Below are 22143 nucleotides of genomic sequence, written 5' to 3'. Positions count from 1 at the left end.
AACCGTTCATATCTATGCTAATACCGTCGCTGCAAGAATAATCGGTAAACTGTGGCACAGATGCACGGCAAATTAACTGCATACAGTGAGGCTGGATAACTAAGAATAAACAAAATTATGCAAACAGATTACCCGTTTTTTCTCCACGTCATCCGCCGAGCAGTGTCCGCCCTACCGGAAGTACAGGAAAGACTCTGTCACGGGACACCGGCCTTTTACGCAGGCAACAAGATATTTGCCCGCATTCAGGATGATTACGAATCGATAGCCGTTTATACCAAAAAAAAGGATTTTTGGCTGAAAAAGGATCCCACCATTTATTTTACAACTTCACATTTCGATGGCTATGACTATGTACTGATTGCGCTGGCTTCCGCCGACCCCGACGAATTGAATAAGCTATTGCTGGAAGGCTGGCTTGCCCGCGCTACCAAACGAGCGGTGAATGAATATGAGCACCTGCGGCACGGGTCTGATTGAAGCTTGTTTGGCGCTTCCAAACACTCCTCCGTAAAGCCGTCGGTTGCCAAGCATATCAAAATTTTTATACATGGCTACTGTAAATACCGTATTACCAAATGGAACTTCCAATCTGTACTTAACCGACGGAGGCCTTGAAACGACATTGGTTTTCCTTCTGGGCCATGAGCTGCCTTGTTTTGCTGCTTTTGATCTCTTGAAAGATGAAAAGGGCTATCACGCACTTAGGGATTACTATAAGCGCTATTTGAACATCTCCAAGGATTTCGGAATGGGTTTTATCCTGGAAAGCCCTACTTGGCGGGCAAATCCGGATTGGATGGAAAGGGTAGGATATCCCGGATCGGCAATTGTAGACGTGAACGAAAAAGCAGTCCAGCTCCTTAACGATCTAAAAAAGGAGTTTGAAAACGACATCGACAATATTGTCCTTAGCGGATGCGTTGGCCCACGCGGTGACGGCTATGTACCGGAACATAAAATGACCGCTGAAGAAGCCCAGAAATATCATGCCAGGCAGATAGTTGTTTTTAGCCAAACCCCAGTCGATATGGTTTCTGCAATTACCATGAATTATGTGGAAGAAGCTATCGGCATTGCCCGCGCATCGGCCGCTGTTGGTCTTCCGACGGTAGTTTCCTTCACGGTGGAAACGGACGGTAAACTGCCAACCGGAATGAGCCTGAAGGAGGCTATTAATCAAGTTGATAAAAATGTATCCCAGCCTCCGCTTTACTTCATGATCAACTGTGCGCACCCGAGTCATTTTTTCAACGAATTGGAATCGGGTAGAAACGAATACTGGACAAAGCGTATCAGGGGCCTGCGGGCAAATGCTTCCTGCAAAAGCCATGCAGAATTGGATGAAGCGACGGAATTGGATAGAGGGAGTCCGCAAAACCTCGCCATCGAACATAAAAAGCTGAAAGCAGCTTTCAGTCAGCTAAACGTATTCGGCGGGTGCTGTGGCACCGACGAAGAGCATATTATAGCCATTGCGCGTGAGGTCAAAGCGTCCTCCTGAACGATCAAGTTCGATTATTTTATTGTATAGTGTATGTTATATTCTAGTTTAACATGCTGTAAGCCTTTGGTTTCATGCCAATATATCGCTCAAACATGCGTGTAAAATGGCTAAGATTTTCAAAACCTAACAAATAGCCGACTTCTGAGACAGAAATTTTTTGATTTTTCAGCATTTTTGCTGCTTCCAGCATTCGATTTTTCTGGAAATAGTCATAGATTCCCATACCAAATATCTGGATAAATAATTTTCTCATTTTGTTAATATTCATTCCTGCGATTTTGGACAGTTCCTCTATAGTAACTGGTTGTGATAAATCGTGAATCAATCTTTCTTTGACTTTATAAATAGAAATTATATCCCCTTCATTTAACTTTTGGAATTTAATTTGGTCACGTTTGCTAAGACTTTTGAATAAGCTAAAAATCAATTGCAAAGAAACAATACGGTAGTTGAAATCTGTTAATACTTCTTGTCGTTTGGAGTAGATGATTTCTGTAACAAGACGTACAATATCATCTGTCAGAATTTCTTCAATAAGAAAATGATGATAGTTGTTCAAAAGAAAATTAAAGTTTTCGGCTTCTGTTCCTAATAACGCCTGTAAATATGGAATACGGATAATCACGCAAAGCACCTGTACCTTTTCTCCTTTCTTAAAGTTGCTTATTCGTGTTGCCGAATAGGGAAAAATATGTACAACAGGTTTTTCCGTCTGGGTATTGGAAATCGTATCTGGTTCCTGTACAACATTTTTGAAATAAAAGCAGATTGCATTATCAAAGTAGCTCGGGGTAGTCGAGTTTCTTCGGAATGTTTTATGTACTATATATGACAGTGAAAACATTGCCATTTCAGGGAAAAAATCAAAAGTTTTATAATCTAGAACTTCTAAGTAATGAACAGTATCCGTACCATAATTGTATTGGATTTTTTTGAAAAAATTCAACAAACCTGAGGTATCTTTCATTTTACAATGACTTTTTTCGACTATTTTTAATGGTTATTGAGTTATTTTAATGATAAAGATAGTGATAATTTAGCAATATGATTTTTAATAAAAAAAACAAGATAGTATGAAATCGCAAAATGAGAGTTTAACAAATCAATCAGACAGAGGTGCCGATTATTCAACTCAAAGATTGACCCAACGTTACCGTTTTAATGACCCAAATATGGACCTTTTTTTTCTTGGAGCACTCAGCTGGGGCGCAGCAGGCGGTTTGTCGGTAGGTGAGGCTTTTTATGTTGCATCCCAGATAGAAGATGGCCATCCTGATTCGTGGGCTGATGCCTTTGAAAATCAAGCCGAAATATTGATAGAGCAAGGGAAGGGTTGGCTGGAAGAAGGAAATGTTAGAGCAGCCGGTGAAGTTCATTTGAAGACTTTTGCAGCCTATCGCTCTGCATGGCAATTTGTAGTTCCCGGGGAACGATTTGACTATTTGTTTCAAAGTAGCCAAGAATATTTTGATTTAGCAATGAAAGGACTTCAGCTGCCGGCTACCAAGTTTTCTGTTTATTATGGAGGAGGGGAATTGCCGGGACACTTTTATCAATCAGCAGATAGCAGTGCTCCTACAATTTTAATCATTGGGGGAGCGGATACGTGTCATGAAGACCGCTTTTTATCTCAAGGTCGTTATTATTTGGATAGAGGCTATTCTGTAGCTTTGGTAGATTTGCCTGGACAAGGTTTAGTTCCCAATCAGGGACTTTATTGGGAACAACAAACCGAAAATTCAATACATAAGGTAGTTGATACGCTCATTGAAAAATTTAATGTAAACACAAAAAAGCTGGTGCTTTTGGGAATGAGTTTGGGAGGCTATTTCGCTTGTCGTTCCGCTGCTTATGAACCGAGACTGGCAGCGGTTGTTGCTACACCGGCTCTTTATAACCCAGGGGAATTGTTTACAGGTGTTCGTGAACAATTGTCTTCGGGAATACCGGAATCTGCTGCCGGAGCTAACAACCTTCAAGTACTTTTATGGAAGGCCGGTGTTAAAGGCGTAACAGAACTGGTAGAAAAATGGGATAATAATGCTGTAGATCCGAAACGGGTGAAAATACCATTTATGTCTGTACTGGGAATGCAGGAAGGCGCTGTATGGAAAAAACAAACCAAAGAATGGTACGAAGCGATAGAAAACGATCAAAAAAAGCTAATCACTCTTGATGCTGAGACGGGTGCTGATGCACACTGTCAGGGAAATAACGCTTTGAGATTGGTACAAGAAGTGGAAACTTGGTTAAAAGTTGTATTGTCAAAATCAGCGTAAATCAGTACACTTCAATGTAGTATGGACATTTGTTCAACTTACATGAGGCTTGCTTCATAAAGCGCCATATCTAAAGAAACTCAAGCGATTTAAATGGGGCTCATTATGCTCAAGAATAATCTTCACGGGTGGCATGCTGTTTTTTTTCTTTTACGGATTGGATGTGGCTATATAAATCAGTTTACTTATGTTCATATGACATTGGTTTTGGGCAAAGGTAGGCCAATTGCTTTATGTGGGCACCAATATTTTCAGGTTTAGAATCTTCGTTCATAAGTGGAAACATCTTAGAACATTTTCGTTAAATTTGCATATGACCAATTATAAAAATCAAACCGAGAGAAAACCTAGAAAGAAAAACGATGAGCTTCTGAAAGGCGCGTTTGAAGAATGGTTTTCCGAGTTCTTACGGTTTCTTTATCCAAATGCAGATGATCTGTTTGATTTTAACCATAAGCTGGTATTAATGGATAAGGAATTATTGTCGATCATTCCCAACAGGGAGCGCAATAGTGATAAACGCATTGCCGATCTATTGGTGAAAATACACATGAAGAATGGAACAGAAAGCCATATTCTGATTAATACCGAATTGGAAGGGGGTAATGATCACGAATTTGCTAAACGGATCTATCAATATCATTACAGAATATGGGACCGATACAATATCTCGGTGGCAACAATAGCGATATTTACCGGAGATAAGAACCAAAAAAGACCGAGCGAATATTGGCGTCAGACACTCGATACTACAATGAGTTTCCGATATAGGACGTACCATATATTTGACAATGACGAAGAGGAACTACTGCTTATGGACAATCCGTTTTCACTTGTGGTGCTTGCTTGTCAAAAGTCACTCTTAGAGGGAAAAATACCTGATGAAGAACTGGGAAGTGAACGACTTACTATAGCCAAGGCATTGATAACTCATAATTATGATCGAGATCGTATATTGAGCTTTTTGGTATTCCTAAAGAATTTTCTTTACATTGAAAATGAAGAACCCGACGTGATTAAAATAATCGGTAAATATATTGCCACTGATTATTTTAACCATCAAAGGCTCCGTCCGGCAATTTAAGATCAAAGACAATTGGACGAAATTAATCGTATCTTTGATACAGAGGTTGAAAAGTTATCCAGAGGAACAATTGATATGGGAATAATAGAAACAGTAAAGCAGCAGGAAAGAAACAAGGGAAAACGTGAAGAAGCGGTTGCTATAGCGCGCGAGATGAAAAAGGATGGTTTGCCTAACAGCCAAATTGCCAAATTCACTAAACTTTCCCTTAAGGAAATTGAGAAATTGAAATAGTGGAGATATGCTAGCCCTAAAACTCCTTAGCTATTACAAAGATAGGTGATTAATTGATCAATGCAAAGTCTTTGTATATGATAACAATCTTTGAGACCTATTATTTATTCTAATGCTAACTCTTTTAAAGAGCGCTTGCAAGCGCTACATGCATGATCGGACCAATTATGATTGAAGCGTAATAAATGGTTGTTTTACTTTAAAGTAACTTGTAAAGTTCTCTTAATATAAATGCATAAATATTCACTTGCTTGATTTACTCCTTGCAATAGTTTTTATTAGCTTATAGTATTCTTCGGGTCTATCGCGTTTGCCCTCTATTTTATTAATTTCTCCAGGCTTCTCAATGATACCCAGAAGATCCTTTTTGAAACACGATCAGCAACTCTTCAACGCTTATAATAGTTAGTTATTTATGGCGATTTAATTAATTGAAATGTTCCTGTTGCCTGATTTGGAGAAGAAACAAGCCCGTTATAATACACCGTATCAAGTTTCATTCCTGGGCACTCTGATGGTAAGTCCGGCGACGCAACATAAATTAACGTGTCAATATCGGCTTCGGAAATTCGGAAATAGCAGGTGTCCCTATCCGTTCCGTGTGCATTAAAACTAAAATATTTGTGATCTTCTCCTTCTATACTTACTGGATAAGGTAAGGTGATTCCCCGCAATTGATAAATCTGCAAACTATCAGACTGGAAGGGTGCATCGGGAGAGAAAAATAGATCTGTCCCATTCTTGCTTACAATATTGAAATTGATTTTGATCGGAGGTATCATATTTGTACACTCTAGGGAATAAGGGTCGTTTTCAGAACATGAAACCAAGATACAGGAAAGGAATGAGAAGACTGATAAACTTTTTATGAATGCTTTATTCATGGCTTTATTGGTGAGTTAAATATTGAACGATTTAAGTTGCAGCTTTGCTACATAACATGAAATCTGCTATAATTGCCCTGACAGAGTCCCCCTCTACGAAAAATATGATAAAACTACAAATTCGTGTGACGAAACGGGTCGATTCCGTGACGAAAGCATAAGAAATAATGATATTTGTCCAATGATAAGACATAACGAAAAGTACCTGGATACTATTTACAAATATTATCCCAAGGATCTTGATCCGGGTGATCAGGAATATCAGGAAAGTGCCGAATACATCGCTTTTCTCAAACTGAAAGAACGTTGCGCTTCTGACAACAGCCTATTTGGCAACCTATGTAAGGTTATTGCAGAAGAGCGAAAGGTAAATGTTGCCGAGCGGATTAATTTCAGCTATATTGCTCAATTCTACTTGCCCGAAAGAATCGGTTACGCTAAATTGGATTCCTGTACCTTTATTATAAGCGGAATGGAAAAGGTGTATTCTGTTTATTTGCGTTCTGACCTAACAAAAGTAACGACCCTGGAGGGAATCCGATCCCAGGGTGAGCTTGATCTGATCAATGACATAATTAAACACATTAATCGCATCTATCCCGATTACGTGCCTTTTGATATGGACTTTTACCATACCCGGGTTCCGGGAATTATGTCATCCGGCCGTTATAATGATCAGTCTACATATTTTGAATGTCTGCTATCAAACACCATATACTAACTCTTCACTGAAGTTGGCGAAATTAACGCCGGTCGTTCAGTCGTTTTTCCTATCCTATAAAATAACCTTTCGGAACGTCAGGTTTATTCTCGGCCCTATGATCGCGTTCGATTTGGCTATCCTATGTTCCCAGTAAAGTTGCAGATCGCCTTTCATGAGCAGAAGGGAGCCGTGCTGGAGCTTGATGGAATAGCGACTGGCATGGTCGTCCTTCCTGCGGAAATCAAAGTTCCGTTCGGCTCCCAGGCTCAGGGAAGCTATTTCGGTTTTGCGGCCGGGCACCGTGTCCTTGTCGGCATGCCAAGCCACCGAATCATTTCCATCGCGGTAGAGGTTCAGCAGCACGCCCTGAAAGGCCATGCCGGTAAATGCCTCCACACGCTGCCTTATCACCTGCAGTTCCGGCAGCCAGGGTATCGGTTCACGCCGGTCATCCGCCCGTAGGGGGCGGTCTCCGTACCATGCCGTCAATCTAGGCGTTGGCACCTCCTTATCGTACATCTTAACCTTGGTCTGCTGCCAGGGCACATTGTGCAATAAAAAAGCGAGCAGCGTATCCGCTTCCGGCCGTTCCAGAAAGTCGGGCGTATAATCCATCAGTTCCCGTGGCAGTACCAATTGCCGGTTATCATCAAACAATTTCCCCTGCATCTCCAATCAATTAAAATTTACCTGAAATTCCGTCCTTTCGGAAACAGCTCCAGTTGAGCATCAAATATATATAAAAGAAAAACCTGAAATGTTTTTTTTTGCTAAAAAAATTAGATTTTTTTATATTTGTGTTATACCTGAATCGTAATCTAAATGAGCCAAAGTAAATCGCAAGCGAATCAATATGATAAGATTATAAAGGAGAACCTGGAGTTGACCTTGCCTGTTATTGTTCGGGAGGTGCTTGGATTGGACATTGTCGAAAGCGAGGAGCTTCCGGATGATATACAGCATACAAAGGAACGGAAGCCTGACGCATTGAAAAAGGTTACCGACTCAAAAGGGAATACTTATGTACTTCATGTTGAGTTTCAGGTGAAAAGCGAAAGGGACATTGTGTTTCGTATGATAGAATACTGCGCTATGCTGATGCGTAAATATAGAATCCCTGTAAGGCAATATGTCATTTACCTGGGAGATACACGGCCAAGAATGCCAACTGTCGTAGAAACTGAAACCTTGACATTTCGCTATGCCCTGATCTCGCTCTATGAAGCCAATTATAAGCTATTCTTAAAATCTGACAATCCAGAGGTGAAAATGTTAGGAATATTAGGTAACTTTGAACATAACGATAGTTATACCGTTGTTAAAGAAATCATTGAGGATATAAAATTTCAGACAAGGGGGGATTTCGCTGAAAGTCGATATTTCAAACAATTGCGTATATTTGTGCAATTGCGTAGTAATTTAGAAACACAATTTGAAAAAGCTATGGAAGCAGTAAGCAAATTTTTTAAAGAAGAAAGAGACTTTCTTTATCGCAAAGGTGAAGCGAAGGGTGAGGCTAGGAAAAGCTATGATGTGGTAGAGAACTTGCTTATAAAACTTGGTCTATCTGACGAAAAGGCTGCGGAAATTGCTGAAGTATCAATAGACTTCGTCCAAAAAGTCCGTGCCGATTTGGCTAAAAAGAAGAAGAATTAAGCATCAGGTATTTGTAGATATATTGAAGCCGTTTCTTGTTTAGAGGCGGCTTTTTCTATTAAGCACTATAAATTAAGTTCGAAAGCTTCCTACTTCTTAATCAACTTTTGCTTTAACTCCGATAACCGATATTTGAGCTCATTGTTTTCTTCTAGAAGCATATTGTGTTTTTCTAACAGCCCCGTGTATTTTTCCTGGATAATCTGAAGTTGTTTTTCTATTTTGCCTTATTGACTATTTTCATTTCCTGCATGGGGTTATCGGCACTTGCTGCTTATAGCACGCTCCAGCGTCAAAAGGAAATCGGCGTACGCAAGGTGCTGGGGGCAAGTGTAATGGGCATTGTCAAGCTAATATCGACCGACTTTATCAAGCTTGTTATGTTATCCTGTACCGTCGTTACACCTATCGCATGGTGGACGATGGATCGTTCATTTAAAGCCATCCTACAAGGAAAGATTGAGCATCGCTTATTTCTGCAATAGTTTTTTTCTAACCCGACTAAGTGTTTCGGCTGATATCCCCAGATAAGAGGCAACCATTGCCTGCGGGAATCGGCGTACTATTTCGGGATAAGTTTCTTCAAGACGTAGATAGCGCTGTTCGGCTTCTAAGCTGATGGTATCCTGTAGACGCTTTTGGGTGGCGATAGCACGTTTTTGATCGATTTTGCGAGTCATATGGGTAATAGCGGGAACTTGATCGTAGAGTTGGTCAAGATTGTCTTTTGTTACCAACAGCACTTCAGCGTCTTCGGTCAGCTCAATAGTATAGATTGACGGCGTCCCCAGCCTAAAGCTCTCTTCATCTCCAAGCCACCAGGATTCTATAGCAAAACGAATCGTGTGCTCCTGCCCATTTTTATTAATTGTATACATCCTACCTGCGCCTTTCACTACAAATGCCATGTACTTGCAAATATCACCTTCCTGCAAAAGATATTGTCGTTTTCTTAGGTTCTTTTGTTTAAATGCCTGTTTTATAAGCGCTCGATCATTATCATCGAGTAATAGAGACGATCTCGATTCAATATACGAAAAAAGCACTTCAAATGATGGTTCGTGTAAACTCATATACGCAGATGATTATTTAAGAGCAATCAAAAATAAGGAATTAACGGGCGGGATGCTAATCGTGAACCATGATATTCTTGACATATGTCAAGGATAATTTACTGCATATGTCATTTTCATACCACTTATAAAGTCTCAATTTTGAATAAACTAATGCTGAGCAATCAGCCTTACAATATGAAGAAAATATATAAAAGCGGTGTAGTCCGCATCGAATCACAGGGCCCTCCCGCGGTTTTACAATATTCCATCCAAGAGGTACAAGAACCTGGAGCGCACGAGATCTTGATCAGTCAGAAAGCAATTGCTATCAATTTCGTTGATATCATGTATAGAAACGGGACTTTCCCGATCATGTCTTTTCCGGCAACGATCGGCGGGGAAGCCGCAGGAATAGTAGAACATGTCGGTAGCGGTGTCACGTCTATTAAAGAAGGCGATCGGGTTGCTTATTACAATTCATTAGGTTCGTATGCCGAAAAGCGGCTGGTGAAGGTGGAAGACCTGGTCAAGTTACCCGACGACATCTCCTATGATCAAGCCGCATCGATCTTGGCCAAGGGACTTACTGCCCGTATGCTGATCAGGCAGATCTATGCCGTAAAACCGGGAGACATTATTCTCGTGCATGCCGCCGCAGGAGGTGTTGGTTCATTGTTGAGTAAATGGGCAAAAGCGCTTGGGGCCACCGTAATCGGTACAGTAGGAACCGAGGCAAAGAGAGCAATCGCGTCCGATAACGGGGTCGATCATGTGATTGTGATGGAAACACAGGATTTGGGGGCTAAAGTAAAGGAGCTGATTGGAAATCAGCGGATCGATGCGGTATTTGATGGTGTCGGCAAAGCGACCTTTGAAATCTCAGTTAAGTTATTAAAGAATGGTGGTACCGCGGTTCTTTTTGGTATGGCTTCCGGTAATCCGCATTTGGATATGAACTATTTATCGAAAAGACAAATTCGGCTAGTGCGGCCTGCTCTGCAACAGTATCTGCCGGATATGTATAGTAGGGAATTGGCCACTCGTGAACTATTTGATGCTTGGCGCGATGGATCATTAGGTACGATAACGCCAACTGTTTATGCACTGAAAGATGCTGCCGTTGCTCATCGTGATTTGGAAGAGGGTAAGACAACCGGATCTATCATTCTTCATCCTTGATGGAAAGGGGTAATCACCGATTGGTTTGATCGGTAAATAAATGGCATATCCGGATGATCCTCTTTAAAGGGTGGTCAACCGGACGACCATTTACAAATGGATTTGAAGGAAAGGGCGTTGGCTATGTAGGGTAAAAGAAAATAAAACCGTGAGCATAAAGCCAAGACGTTTTACCAACGGCTCAGCCATGGTAAACGACCTGACTTTCTGGAAGGTTTTTTAAATGAGGTATTCTACCCGCTTTAAAATCCTGAAAGAGCGGCTTAATTTCTTCTTCCCTGTCGACGACAAATGGGCCATAGCTGATAATGGGTACTCTTTGCGGTTCTCCGGCATACAGCACAAAGCTTCCACCCTCGGCGCCACCGATAAAATCAATCTTACTATCCCCTTCTTCCGTAGACCTGTCCAACCAGACAACCTGCTGTTTCTCTATAGGTGTCGCTTCTCCACCCGCTAGCATACTTCCCTCAAGCATATAAATAAAACCATTGAAGTTTGTTGGAAGCTGTTGCGTAACCTTATCATTTTTATCCAATTTGAACAGAACGATCGTGATAGGGGTTTCAGAGGTAATGGGAGATGTTAAACCAAATGCGCTTCCACTGTAAACGTAGATTTCAGACCGACCTGTTTTTTTGGATGGCACATTTTTGAAGGGAAGTTTTTGCCATTTGGGGGCTGTCCACCTTTTGGTTTTCGGCAGCACCAGCCACAATTGTAAAATCCTTAATTTTACTTTGGTTTTAATTTCTTCCGTATGTACGATGCCGCTTCCGGTCGTCAGCCATTCCAAGCTACCTGTTTCAAAATCAGTCTCCGGGCTTCCTTCCAGCACAAGTGTGGCAATTTCAAATCCGGCGTGAGGATGTGGCCCTCCAACAACACCATGCCCCGGTAAATCGAGCTGATCATCCATCATTACGATAAAGGGATCCGTTTGCTGAAAGTCACTGCCTTCAACAACCTGAATAGCCGTATGGCCCACGCCTAAAAAGCCCTGGTTTGCTTTTGGCTGTACTATTCTTACAATTTTGCGATTCATCTTTTGATCTGTTTATGTTTTAATAAAAACCCCTTTAATGGCTTTTCTTCTTCAGTATTTGGGAGCAGAGTTTCTCCCATTATCACAAGACAGGACACGTGTCTGAGAAAATTAAACAAAATAGTTAGTTCCTCCTGTACCCCTTTTCTGATAGCCCCAATGACTCCTTTCCGTTCTTGTAGATTCCACAATGGTGTATGCGTGATATTTGGTGTTAGTGGTTACACCTGCAAGGCGCTCCTCCCACTTTTGGCCATTCGAGGTAATCTTTGACAGCATTTTGTCCGTAACATAATTGACCATCGAGTTGATCCAGTTTTCCGTGCCCACGGAATATTGGTCAGCGGGAGAAGTTGAGAAGAAAACAGCTGCTCCAACGGGCGTGCAAAACTCTTTCAGTGCCTCTTGCGCAAAACCGAGCATATCTTGAAAGTATTCCAGTGATGTACGCACATCTTCGCGGGTTCCCCAGCGTGTGATATGTCCTCCCACTAAAAAATCAAAATCAAATTCCAAAATTTGCTCGTGCGCCTCAATCCAACCACTGATGTTCTCCGAGGCATCACAATGCATGAAAGTACAGGAGCCCGGACTCACAATGTCAATCTTGGTAAGCGCCTTTTGTTTCGGTGCATAAATAAAGATGTTACCGGGGCAATGGTTAGCACCTTTATAGCTAAGCTCGAGTTTTTCACCGCCAAGTTCCACCACATAACTGTCGCCAAATATCGTAGTTGGAATAGGTCGCAAGGGATCAGGAAAACGCGTAAGCAATTCTTTGGTGATTTCATGGGCTATGATCTCAACATCGGGGCCGTACATGGCTGCCGCACCAATATGATCGGAGTGCCAATGGCTGTAAATCACCTTTGTGATAGGTTTGTCCGTTGCAGCTTCTATAGCGGCCAGCATATTTTCACCGAGAATGGGCGGTGCGTCTATTGCAATGACGCCTTCATCCGTTACAAGAAAAGCAGCATCATAACCACCACTGGTTACCCAATAAAAGCCGTCCTTTAGCTCTTCACAGTGATAGCCATTTTTGATAAATTCAGGACTGCTCAGGTATGCTGGCTGGAACTGTTGAGGTGAGGGGGCATGCTGATGCCAATCTGCCTTTTCGAAACCATGCTTCGTGTGAAAAAAATCTCCATGTTTACCGTGTTTTTCTTCGATTTGTGAATGCTTCATAATAATTGAATGTATAATATAAGTGTTTAAAAAATTACCGTGTTTATCCTTTGGATTTGAATAACCATTTACTGAAGATCCTGGTAATAAAAGGCATCACCACATAAGTCATGAGCGTAACCATCATGATAATCCCGACCAAGGTGTTTATCATTTGAGGCATTCCAATTGGCCTCAATAATTGTCTAATAAAGGGCATAAGCGTATGTAAAAGTGTAAATATGATACAGACGGTGATAATCAGCATCTTCCATTTAGTGGGTTGCATTACTCCCTCTTGTTGTTTGTTTTCAAACCAGAATTCCAGACCGGTGAGTTTAACTTCCGGTGTCACCTCTGTAAATAAGTTTTTACTTAAAGCGATCTGCCGCGCTTTTTGCTCCGAATCATTCCAGGAGGTCAGATTGGCATAAGTGTCAAATCGTAGAATAATGGCAAATACAATGGATCCGCCAGCCGTCACCTTTTCAAAAATGTCCGCGGATTGATATCCATGGAAGCCTGCAGCGGCCAGGCTGATTGTCTGAATCGCTTCAAGGGCTTCTTCTTTGTAAGGAGCTTTGGGCGTTAGCTCTATGATCGTGATTACCGGTAAATCAGATGCCCGCATCATGGTAGATGTGTTTGAATTGAATAAATTCATGCATCGCCGCCAGGCCGTTTAAACGTCCCAGACCGCTCATTTTAAAGCCGCCTTCCTCTATCTCATCGTTGATCTTTGCCCAATCGTTTATCCACACCGTGCCCACATCCAGTTTTCGGCTTACCTTTAAAGGCAGATCCACATGGCTGCTCCAGACCGATGCCGCCAAACCATATGGATTATCGTTTGCTAACTTAATTGCCTCTTCGGCCGTATCAAAAATCTGTACAGTAGCTACCGGGCCAAAGGTTTCTTCCTGTACAATAGCCATTTTGTTATCGGTAACACGTAATAAAACAGGGCGATAAAAGGAGCCTGCTGCCAAGCTTCCGTCTAACACTTTACCGCCGCGAAGCAGCACTTCGGCACCTTCATTAATCGCCTGTTCCACACGATCATTCACACGCTTTAAACTGCCTTCATCAATCAATGGCCCCATATCACTTTCAGGATCAGCAGCCGGACCTACTTTAACACGCAGAAGTCTTTCGGTGAAATCTGTGATAAACCGCTCTGCAATGTTTTTCTGAACCAAAATTCTGCTGCCGGTCATGCAGAACTGTCCTGCAAAAATGGTAATGGCCTTTTCCAAGATGGGCAATGCCTTATCCAGATTGGCATCATCGAAAACAATCATCGGTGTTTTGCCTCCCAGTTCAAAGCCAAAACGTTTGAGGTGTGCTGCACCGTTTGCCATCATAATCTTCGCGGTTGCCGTACTGCCTGTATAGCTAATGGTAGGAACATCTGGAGAACTGATAATCAATGCTGCTCCTGTATGCCCACTTTCTGTAAACTGGTTAATGACCCCTTTCGGCAAGCTCTTTACCGATGCAAAAACTTCACATATCAGGGCATTGACCTGGGCTGTTTGCCCGGGCATTTTAATAATCGCTGTGCAGCCCGCGGCCAATGCCGGTGCCAGCGACCGGATCATGAGAATCACCGGTGAATTCCAGGGTGCTATAATTCCGGCCACGCCCATCGGTTCTTCCAGAACCATACTGAAAGCACCCGGACGAGATTCCAGTGCGCGTCCGCTATGGGTCAGAACCACTGCAGCATAGTACCGTAATTTTGATGGGACACCCGAAATCTCCATGGCAGCTTCCTTCGCTATTTTTCCATTTTCAAGAGAGAGCATCCTGATTAAACGTTCGGCATAAATCTCAAAGGCATGGGCAAGCTCGTTCAATACGCGGGATCGTAGATGGCGGTTTTCTTTCCATTCGCTTTTTTCGAAGGCAGATTTTGCGGCCCGGATACCTTGCGCGGCAATCGATTGGTTGCCATCGGCATAGCGACCGATTATTTCTCCGCTTGCCGGATTAACGCTGTTTCTATAAATTTTACTGTCCAGCCATTCTCCGTTAATCCAGTTCAGTTTTACCTGTTTCTCTTTGGTAGATACCATTTCTTTTGTTGAATTTTCCATCACTGTTAATACTTGTTTTTTGACACTACCTTTGCATTTGCTCCTGTTTCTTTCATCTCATCGGCAATTTTCTCAGCCATCATGATCACTGTTACGTTGGGCCCCGTAGATATAAAACCTGGTAAAATGGACGCATCCACCACCCGTAGGCCTTCGATACCATGAACTTTTCCGGAAAAATCCACAACAGCTTCAGCACTCCCTAACGGCCCCATGGGTGCCGAGCCCATGGGGTGATTATACGTTTGGAGCGTTGCTTTTATCGATGCCAAAAGAAGGTCATCATTATATGCTTCAGGGCCGGGATTCAGCTCGCCGACCGAAAGATTTTTCAGTGGTTCTGTTTGACCGATCTTTTGCGCAAGCCTGATTCCTTCAATGAGCCTTTTACGGTCTTCTTCTTCCGCCAGGAAATTCAGGTCTATGATCGGTGCATCTTCCGGGTTGTTGCCGACAATCTTTATAGTACCCCTTGATTTGGGATTGGTCAAGGCCACGCCGAAGACATAACCTGCTTTCGTGGGGCTCGTATCGGGATTAAATAAATGGCCTGCAGTGATGTGGATATCGAGCTCGTCCTTTGATGCATAAGAACTTCTTGTCCATAGATTGACACCTGTAACCGGAGAAAGGCGGCCAATCGTCTTCGGATCTGCTGCGTAGGTATTGAAGTAAAAGGGGTGATCTAAGATTTGCCTGCCTACAGGGAGATCGGCGACAACCGATATGTCTAAATCTTTCAGAACGGAAGCGGGACCAATGCCCGAACGCATCAGTATTCCTGCTGAGCCGTAGGTGCCACCGGATACGATGATCTCGCCGCCATGAAATACGCGTCCATCCGCAAGTTGTACAGCAACAGCCTTGTTATTTTCGAACAATACCCTGTCCACCAGCACATCACCTTCAATGCTTAGGTTACTCCGTTCTCTCACGGAAATATCCAGGTAGGTCATCCCTGTGTTCATCCGCACACCATTGATAATATTTACGGGGTAGGGGCCTATGCCGTATTGCTTTTCGCCGTTAAAATCGCTTACTTCTGGATAGTTGTTTGCTTTGGCCGCCTCTATGAAGGCCTGCTGCATCGGGGACAGATCGGACTTGCGTAGTTGATTGATTGGGAAGTAACCCGAATGCCCATGCCATTGGCTATCCTCAAGATTGGATTTTTCCAGTTTCTTAAAATAGGGTAGCACTTCCTCCCACGACCAATGGTCTATACCCATATCCGCCCAGCGGTTAAAATCGTTGGGAATACCCCTGACCGCTACGGCCCCGTTTACCGCGGAGCTGCCTCCCAGGATTTTACCGCGCGGTACGCCAATTTTATCGCCGCCCTTCTGACTATTGGCTGTGTAAGCCCAGTCGTACCGGGCATCACCACCAGCTCCGAGTATCTGGCTATTGGCGACCGATTCGGGATAAGAAAATTCGTCATAGATGGAGCCTGCCTCTAACAGTAAAATGTTAAATGAACTTTCTTCGCTCAGTCTGTTAGCTAAGACGGCGCCCGCCGATCCGGCACCTAAAATAATATGGCTATAGATCTGCTGACTATTCCTTTTTTTTGGCGATGTAAATGATTTGTTTTTAGTCATTTAGTTTAATTTTTTCTAAGAGAATTTTGACTTTACAAATCTTTACATTTGTCAAAACAGATGACATGTACAAACGGCGCTTTTATATATCCTTTTTACGTTTTATATACAAAATGTCTTAATTTTACATAATGAAAGATTCTCATGTCTCAACGCGAATAGTCTCGATCGGCGAAATTAATTCGGCTTCGGGACAGGAATCTTTGGGAGATCAATTCCATGTTACGCGTACGAATGAGATTATCGGGCAGCCGAGCTATGAAAGGCCTGTAAGGGGTGATCACTTTACTTTCTTGCTTGTTCTCGCTGGCACTACTTCTTTGAAATACAATCTGTTGGATTACAAACTTGAACCGAATGACCTGTTCATCATCGCCCCCGGGATTATTCACGAATATCATCCCGGCATTGACGGCCTCATAATTGGTACAGGATTTACAAAGACATTTTATGCAGAGTCTTTGATCCATAAAAAGGATATCAATGTATTTGAATATCTATCTTCCAATACCGATCCGCACTTTCGGTTAAGCACTAAAGAAGCTGGCGTTTTACACGACTTGATGTTGATGCTTAAGACCAACCATGCCAATCAGGAACATGCCTTCCAATTTGATCTTATGTTCCATAGCTTCAATCTTTTTATGTTAGAGCTGGCTGCCATCATTAAACACCATCGGCCGAACAACGGTGCGACGTCAACACGTAGAATGGATTTACTAAATAGCTTTTTGAAGTTGTTGGCAATACATTTTAAGGTAGAGAGAAGCGTACAGTTTTATGCAGAGAAAATCTTTATATCCCCAAAGCACTTAACAAAAGTTGTTAAAGAAGAGACCGGCAAGTCGGTTGGTCAGCTGGTAAACGAAATGGTAATCGCAGAGGCAAAAATATTGCTGGATACTTCATCGTTGACCGTTGGAAACGTGGCAACCGAGTTAAACTTCAGTAGCCAGTTTTTTTTCAGTAAATTTTTCAAAAAACATAGCGGATTAACACCCTCGCAATTTCGAACAAATACATCAAAAACAGTGAGATAGGAACAACCACAACTACCTGTGGGGTACAAAATAATCTTGGTCAAGACATCTTTTTATGAAATTATTTTGAAACGATCGGTTTAATACATACTTTTGTCATATGCCAAGGAACAAGGAATTCGATTACGATGAAAAGCTGGTAACAGCTAGAGATCTTTTCTGGAAGAAAGGTTATAATGCGACGACTATGAACGATCTGGTGGATACAATGCAAATTAACCGGAGTAGTTTATACTTGGCTTATGGTAACAAACACGACCTGTTTTTAAAATCCCTTACGAACTATATCCAAAACAAGGATAAACAATACAGCCAGGCAGCGAAGAACAGTGAAAAGCCGTTAGAGGCGATCCGTAACGTTATTTATTCTGTCATGGAATCTGCTTTGCGAGACACTAACTGCCTGTTCACCAACTCGGTATTTGAGCTGGCAACAACGGATCAGGAGGTGAGCGAAATGTTGAAAAAGCAAACCCTGAAAGCGGTTGACCTTTTCGAGAAATTGTTGACGCAAGCAAAAGAAGACGGCTCCCTTTTATCAGCTAAAGAGCCGCGCGCATTGGCACACTTTTTAACATCGGGCCTTGTATCGATCTATAACACGCACATATTATTTGCGGATGCCAAACTCACTAAACAAACAACAGAATTTTTGATCGGGTCGATCAACCAATAATTTTTTTATCTTATTGTGGAACGATAGGTTTAATATAAAGGTATGTATATATGATAAAAATCAATCTTCGGTACACATGGTGGCGCTTGTATAGGAAAACTTATTGGACCACTTTCTCTAAAATAAAAACTCATAATAATTAATAACATGCAGAAAATCAAATTAAACAATGGCATCGAAATGCCTCTTGTAGGTTTAGGCGTCTTTCAGATACCGGATCTGAACGAATGCGAACAAACCGTGCTAACAGCTATCAGATCAGGCTACCGTTTGATAGACACCGCTTCCCTATACCTGAACGAATCCGCGGTGGGTAGCGGCATCAGAAAAAGTGGTGTAGCCAGAGAAGAACTATTCATCACTACGAAACTTTGGGTGCAAGATGCCGGTTATGAAAAGACGAGAATAGCTTTCGAAAAGTCACTGAAAGAATTAGAACTCGAGTATCTTGATCTATATCTCATACATCAGGCTATGGGAGATTATTACGGTTCGTGGCGTGCCATGGAAGAACTGTACAAAGAAGGCAAGATACGCGCTATCGGCGTAAGTAACTTTTTCCCGGACAGGGTAGTCGACCTCATCGCACATAACGAGATTGTTCCGGCGGTAAACCAGATAGAGATCAATCCTTTTTATCAGAGAGCCGCCGAGCACGAATTATTAAAGAAGCACAATATCGTCACACAATCCTGGGCATCATTCGCAGAAGGAAAAAATGAGATCTTCAGTAATCAGGTGCTTACCGGTATCGGCAGTAAATATGGAAAATCTGTCGCACAGGTTACCCTACGTTGGCTTATCCAGCAAGGTATCGGTGTGATCCCGAAATCGGTGCGTGAAGAAAGAATGGTGGAAAACCTCAATATCTGGGATTTTGAACTGACCTCAGAAGACATTGATGCCATAGCAAGGCTGGACACCGGTAAAAGTGTTTTCTTTGATCATCGTGATCCCGAAACCGCTGATTGGCTCACCAAGCTAACGTTCTAATTAACAGATCAACAAATAATTGTAATGTCAAGATCCATGGCCTGCTCAGGCTATGGATCCTATTTGATCAAGAAGTATTCTGAAGATTATAGCTAGGGTTCCTACGTAAATTCACATGGAACCGGTTGCACCTACATTTGGACGATTAGATTGGCCGACGACTCCGACCGTATAATTGGCGACTGTGCATTCGGAAAATATACTCGGGTTTCATGGGCTCATCTTTTTTCAAAGCCGATATCCTGTAGTAGATATATAGATAAAAAAAAAATGCGCAAAAAGAATTTATTTTTGAACGTTCATTCAAAAATAATTCCTACCTTTGTATCATTATGCCAAGAGTGATAGAATTTAACGAGCAAAAGATCATCTCCAAAGCGCTACAGGTATTTTGGAAGAAGGGCTATCACGCCACTTCGATGAAAGATTTGGTAGAAGCTACCGGGCTAAATCCCGGAAGTATCTATAATACTTTTGGAAACAAGCATGACTTATTTTTGGCTTGTCTCAAGGATTATCTGAACCCCATTTATGCATACGATTTGAAGCAAAAGGAAACGCAGAAAAATCCGCTGGAATTACTTCGTGAATTTTATATGGAGGTTGCTACCAATTCCGTACTAAGCCAAGACTCCTGCCTTTCAGTTAAAAGCTCTTTCGAACTCGCGGCGACAGATGATGAAACGCATCAGTTATTGAAGAACAGCATGGATAAACTGTTCGAGATCTTCGAACAAATGGTCATCAATGCACAAAAAGCCGGGTCTATCAGTGATAAGCAGGATACTTTCTTATTGGCCCAACTCATCGTAGCCACTTTGCCGGGCTTGGGGCAGAATTTCATTCTTTATAAGGATAAAAACCGCATAGCCAAAATCATTGATGATCTTTTGGATATGATAACACGATAAATTTTTTTTACCCTATTTTTGAACAATCATTCAAGTATAAATTATATTAACATTTAAATTTTAAGACAATGTCAAATTCAGAGCGCACGAATTCAGTGCAAAAAACAGAAAAAAAAGTAGCGTTGATCACAGGAGCTAACCGAGGTATCGGCCAACAGGTAGCAAAAGAGTTGGCAGGCCACGGTTTCATTGTACTGGTCGGGTCTCGCAAATTAGAAAATTCAAAAAAGGCTGTATCGGAAATAGGTGAAAATGCATATCCGATCGCCATTGATGTAACCAATAAGGAATCCATTTTGAAGGCAGCCAATCAGGTAAATACAGAATTTGGCAGACTTGACGTATTGGTCAACAACGCCGGGATCTCGCATGCAGGTTCATCAGAAAGGTCATTGGAAGAAATACTGGCCTCTGGCAAAGCCAGTGTAGCAGATATTGACGAGATGCGAGCCGTTTGGGAAACAAATGTTTTCGGCCTACTGGCTGTTACCCAGGCCTTTCTGCCATTGCTTCACAAGGCTCCTTCTGCCCGCATCGTTAATCTGTCCAGTGGTATGGCATCTTTAAATCTTAATGCAGACCCGGAATATCCGTACCGTGGAGGCTTCAATGTTGTTTACGGTGCCGGCAAGACAGCCGTCAACGCAATTACCCTAGCCTTGTCCATTGAGTTGGAATCTAGCAATATCCGTGTAGAGGCCGCAAGTCCTGGTTTTGCAGCGACCGCCATGAATAATTTTGAGGGAACGGAAACCGTCGAAGAGGCTTCCCGCAATATTGTTCGTGCAGCTCTTGGAGAGAATGACCCTTCAGTACTGTTCTCTGCACCGGAAGGATCGTTTCCTTGGTAAATTATCCCGGTTTTGGACAAGCAATATTTTAGAACTAAAAAATTTCGAGATGGAAAATGGAATATCAAACAAGGTGAATCCTCAAGAAACTACTAAGACCATTGGAATAGTGGGAGCAGGACACATAGCGCAAGCTGTTGCAAGGCATGCAGCAAAAGCAGGCTATAAAGTAATCATCAGCAGTAGGAAAAAACCTGACGAATTGGCTGATTTGGCCTTCTCTTTAGGGAACGGAGTAACTGCAGGAACCCCAACTGAAGCAGCACAGGCAGACCTTGTACTGATCGCCGTTCATTTTGATCAGATACCGGATGCTGTAAAAGATATAGATTGGAAAGGACGTACCGTTATAGATACGAGCAATGCCATTGTTTTTCCAGAGTTTAAACCTAAAGATTTTGGCGGAAAAACATCCAGCAGGGTTAATACCAGTTTATTTCCCGGTGCTTCACTTGTGAAAGCATTCAATACATTACCGGCCGCAATTTTGGCTTCAGATCCTAATGTGGATAAAGGTAGACGTGTCATCTTTGTCTCAGGGGATGATGATGAGTCGAAAAAAAAGGTTCTAACCTTTGCAAAAAACTTGGGCTTTTATCCGATAGATTTAGGAGGTTTGGATGAAGGCGGTAGATTACAGGAATTCGGAGGCGCCCTTATCACTCATAACCTTATCAAATTGAAATAAAGATAGTGAATGAGCTTTATAAAGCCCGTTGGGTTATGATATTAAAGAAAGTACCATTCTTGATGCCGTAATTACGAAGGAATAGTTTTTTTGCCCCGATCTTGAACGATTATTCAAGATTGGGGTTAAATAAAACGAAAATATGAAACGAATAAATGAGAACAGTACCTCAGGTGTAATCAAAATGTACAGCCAGGGAGGTCCGGAAGTATTGGTATTTCTTGTTTGCGTATTATCTTCGTCTAATATGGTGATCGTATCTCCATCGGCAACTCTTATGAGTTTACCTTTGATGATGTTCTGGCAAAAGACAATGGGACCGAGCTGACATATAAATTCAACTATTACAAATACTGAATCAGGACGAGCACTTTCTAAGAAACAATCTGAACCCTTTTGCAGTAGTGGTACTTACTTCGCTTATGGCCATCAAGCATAAAGACATAAGTGATGAAGAAATAAAAGGCATCAAGCATGATCTGTATGAT

Annotated in this window: 25 protein-coding genes; 16 read left to right on the top strand and 9 right to left on the bottom strand. The window is 42.1% G+C overall.

Annotated elements, in window-relative coordinates:
• The first annotated feature begins 117 nt into the window (after positions 1–117).
• Together ACH11B_RS22525 and ACH11B_RS22520 are read left to right on the top strand one after the other, a co-directional pair.
• On the top strand, positions 118–480 hold the full coding sequence (locus ACH11B_RS22525; RefSeq protein ID WP_130855427.1) for an MmcQ/YjbR family DNA-binding protein: 363 nt from the start codon (positions 118–120) through the stop codon (positions 478–480).
• A 70-nt stretch (positions 481–550) separates the two neighbouring features.
• Positions 551–1504 carry a homocysteine S-methyltransferase family protein gene (locus ACH11B_RS22520; protein ID WP_130855428.1) on the top strand — a complete coding sequence of 318 codons (954 nt, stop codon included), beginning with the start codon at positions 551–553 and terminating at the stop codon, positions 1502–1504.
• A 43-nt stretch (positions 1505–1547) separates the two neighbouring features.
• On the opposite strand, the gene ACH11B_RS22515 is transcribed toward ACH11B_RS22520, so the two are convergent.
• Positions 1548–2474, bottom strand: coding sequence for an AraC family transcriptional regulator (locus tag ACH11B_RS22515; RefSeq protein ID WP_130855429.1), 927 nt, complete (start codon positions 2472–2474; stop codon positions 1548–1550).
• 106 nt (positions 2475–2580) lie between these two features.
• On the opposite strand from ACH11B_RS22515, the gene ACH11B_RS22510 reads away from it, so the two are divergent.
• The 3 genes from ACH11B_RS22510 to ACH11B_RS22500 all read left to right on the top strand — a co-directional run bounded on the left by ACH11B_RS22510 (position 2581) and on the right by ACH11B_RS22500 (position 5104).
• Positions 2581–3786, top strand: a complete 1206-nt coding sequence (locus tag ACH11B_RS22510) for a S9 family peptidase (protein ID WP_130855430.1) — start codon at positions 2581–2583, stop codon at positions 3784–3786.
• A 313-nt stretch (positions 3787–4099) separates the two neighbouring features.
• Positions 4100–4870, top strand: coding sequence for a hypothetical protein (locus tag ACH11B_RS22505; protein WP_130855431.1), 771 nt, complete (start codon positions 4100–4102; stop codon positions 4868–4870).
• A 12-nt stretch (positions 4871–4882) separates the two neighbouring features.
• Positions 4883–5104, top strand: coding sequence for a hypothetical protein (locus ACH11B_RS22500; protein ID WP_130855432.1), 222 nt, complete (start codon positions 4883–4885; stop codon positions 5102–5104).
• Between the two features lie 413 nt (positions 5105–5517).
• Here the strand turns inward: ACH11B_RS22500 and ACH11B_RS22495 are convergent, their stop codons facing one another.
• Positions 5518–5886, bottom strand: a complete 369-nt coding sequence (locus ACH11B_RS22495; RefSeq protein WP_130855433.1) for a hypothetical protein — start codon at positions 5884–5886, stop codon at positions 5518–5520.
• A 283-nt stretch (positions 5887–6169) separates the two neighbouring features.
• Between ACH11B_RS22495 and ACH11B_RS22490 the strand changes: the two genes are divergently transcribed.
• On the top strand, positions 6170–6709 hold the full coding sequence (locus tag ACH11B_RS22490; protein ID WP_130855434.1) for a hypothetical protein: 540 nt from the start codon (positions 6170–6172) through the stop codon (positions 6707–6709).
• Positions 6710–6763: 54 nt separating this feature from the next.
• Here ACH11B_RS22490 and ACH11B_RS22485 read toward each other — a convergent pair whose 3' ends face one another.
• Complete coding sequence (locus ACH11B_RS22485) at positions 6764–7360, bottom strand: alpha-ketoglutarate-dependent dioxygenase AlkB (protein WP_130855435.1); 597 nt, start codon at positions 7358–7360, stop codon at positions 6764–6766.
• A gap of 153 nt (positions 7361–7513) precedes the next feature.
• On the opposite strand from ACH11B_RS22485, the gene ACH11B_RS22480 reads away from it, so the two are divergent.
• Together ACH11B_RS22480 and ACH11B_RS22475 are read left to right on the top strand one after the other, a co-directional pair.
• Positions 7514–8347, top strand: a complete 834-nt coding sequence (locus ACH11B_RS22480) for a hypothetical protein (RefSeq protein WP_130855436.1) — start codon at positions 7514–7516, stop codon at positions 8345–8347.
• A gap of 209 nt (positions 8348–8556) precedes the next feature.
• Complete coding sequence (locus ACH11B_RS22475) at positions 8557–8832, top strand: ABC transporter permease (RefSeq protein ID WP_377477336.1); 276 nt, start codon at positions 8557–8559, stop codon at positions 8830–8832.
• On the opposite strand, the gene ACH11B_RS22470 is transcribed toward ACH11B_RS22475, so the two are convergent.
• Entirely contained in the window at positions 8818–9420 is a 603-nt protein-coding gene (locus ACH11B_RS22470; protein WP_130855438.1) for a Crp/Fnr family transcriptional regulator, read from the bottom strand. The two genes, ACH11B_RS22475 and ACH11B_RS22470, sit on opposite strands and share 15 nt — an antisense overlap.
• Before the next feature lie 177 nt (positions 9421–9597).
• Here ACH11B_RS22470 and ACH11B_RS22465 point away from each other — a divergent pair, with 177 nt between their 5' ends.
• Entirely contained in the window at positions 9598–10581 is a 984-nt protein-coding gene (locus ACH11B_RS22465) for a quinone oxidoreductase (protein WP_130855439.1), read from the top strand.
• Positions 10582–10762: 181 nt separating this feature from the next.
• Here the strand turns inward: ACH11B_RS22465 and ACH11B_RS22460 are convergent, their stop codons facing one another.
• The 5 genes from ACH11B_RS22460 to ACH11B_RS22440 all read right to left on the bottom strand — a co-directional run bounded on the left by ACH11B_RS22460 (position 10763) and on the right by ACH11B_RS22440 (position 16496).
• Positions 10763–11626, bottom strand: coding sequence for a pirin family protein (locus ACH11B_RS22460; RefSeq protein ID WP_130855440.1), 864 nt, complete (start codon positions 11624–11626; stop codon positions 10763–10765).
• Between the two features lie 111 nt (positions 11627–11737).
• Positions 11738–12817, bottom strand: coding sequence for an MBL fold metallo-hydrolase (locus ACH11B_RS22455; protein ID WP_130855441.1), 1080 nt, complete (start codon positions 12815–12817; stop codon positions 11738–11740).
• Between the two features lie 43 nt (positions 12818–12860).
• Positions 12861–13430 carry a hypothetical protein gene (locus tag ACH11B_RS22450; RefSeq protein ID WP_130855442.1) on the bottom strand — a complete coding sequence of 190 codons (570 nt, stop codon included), beginning with the start codon at positions 13428–13430 and terminating at the stop codon, positions 12861–12863.
• Positions 13414–14895 carry an aldehyde dehydrogenase family protein gene (locus ACH11B_RS22445; RefSeq protein ID WP_207303735.1) on the bottom strand — a complete coding sequence of 494 codons (1482 nt, stop codon included), beginning with the start codon at positions 14893–14895 and terminating at the stop codon, positions 13414–13416. Before ACH11B_RS22445 ends, ACH11B_RS22450 begins: the two co-directional genes overlap by 17 nt.
• Before the next feature lie 5 nt (positions 14896–14900).
• Positions 14901–16496: a GMC family oxidoreductase gene (locus ACH11B_RS22440; RefSeq protein WP_130855443.1), complete on the bottom strand. Its 1596-nt coding sequence runs from the start codon at positions 16494–16496 to the stop codon at positions 14901–14903.
• Between the two features lie 131 nt (positions 16497–16627).
• Between ACH11B_RS22440 and ACH11B_RS22435 the strand changes: the two genes are divergently transcribed.
• From ACH11B_RS22435 to ACH11B_RS22405, 7 genes are all read left to right on the top strand, one after another.
• Complete coding sequence (locus ACH11B_RS22435; RefSeq protein WP_130855444.1) at positions 16628–17536, top strand: AraC family transcriptional regulator; 909 nt, start codon at positions 16628–16630, stop codon at positions 17534–17536.
• 100 nt (positions 17537–17636) lie between these two features.
• Positions 17637–18212, top strand: coding sequence for a TetR/AcrR family transcriptional regulator (locus ACH11B_RS22430; RefSeq protein ID WP_130855445.1), 576 nt, complete (start codon positions 17637–17639; stop codon positions 18210–18212).
• A 147-nt stretch (positions 18213–18359) separates the two neighbouring features.
• Positions 18360–19205: an aldo/keto reductase gene (locus ACH11B_RS22425; protein WP_130855446.1), complete on the top strand. Its 846-nt coding sequence runs from the start codon at positions 18360–18362 to the stop codon at positions 19203–19205.
• Positions 19206–19537: 332 nt separating this feature from the next.
• A complete protein-coding gene (locus ACH11B_RS22420; RefSeq protein ID WP_130855447.1) occupies positions 19538–20116 on the top strand; it encodes a TetR/AcrR family transcriptional regulator in 579 nt (192 codons plus the stop codon).
• 68 nt (positions 20117–20184) lie between these two features.
• On the top strand, positions 20185–20967 hold the full coding sequence (locus tag ACH11B_RS22415; RefSeq protein ID WP_130855448.1) for an SDR family NAD(P)-dependent oxidoreductase: 783 nt from the start codon (positions 20185–20187) through the stop codon (positions 20965–20967).
• Positions 20968–21016: 49 nt separating this feature from the next.
• Positions 21017–21655 carry an NADPH-dependent F420 reductase gene (locus ACH11B_RS22410; RefSeq protein ID WP_130855449.1) on the top strand — a complete coding sequence of 213 codons (639 nt, stop codon included), beginning with the start codon at positions 21017–21019 and terminating at the stop codon, positions 21653–21655.
• A gap of 142 nt (positions 21656–21797) precedes the next feature.
• Positions 21798–21983: a hypothetical protein gene (locus ACH11B_RS22405; protein WP_130855450.1), complete on the top strand. Its 186-nt coding sequence runs from the start codon at positions 21798–21800 to the stop codon at positions 21981–21983.
• Positions 21984–22143: the final 160 nt, after the last annotated feature.

This window comes from Olivibacter sp. EAT-5, from assembly GCF_044784325.1.
In the GTDB taxonomy this organism is placed as follows: domain Bacteria; phylum Bacteroidota; class Bacteroidia; order Sphingobacteriales; family Sphingobacteriaceae; genus Olivibacter; species Olivibacter oleidegradans.
The sequence above is the reverse complement of the archived record's forward strand: the minus strand, read 5'-3'. Positions and strand labels throughout refer to the sequence as shown.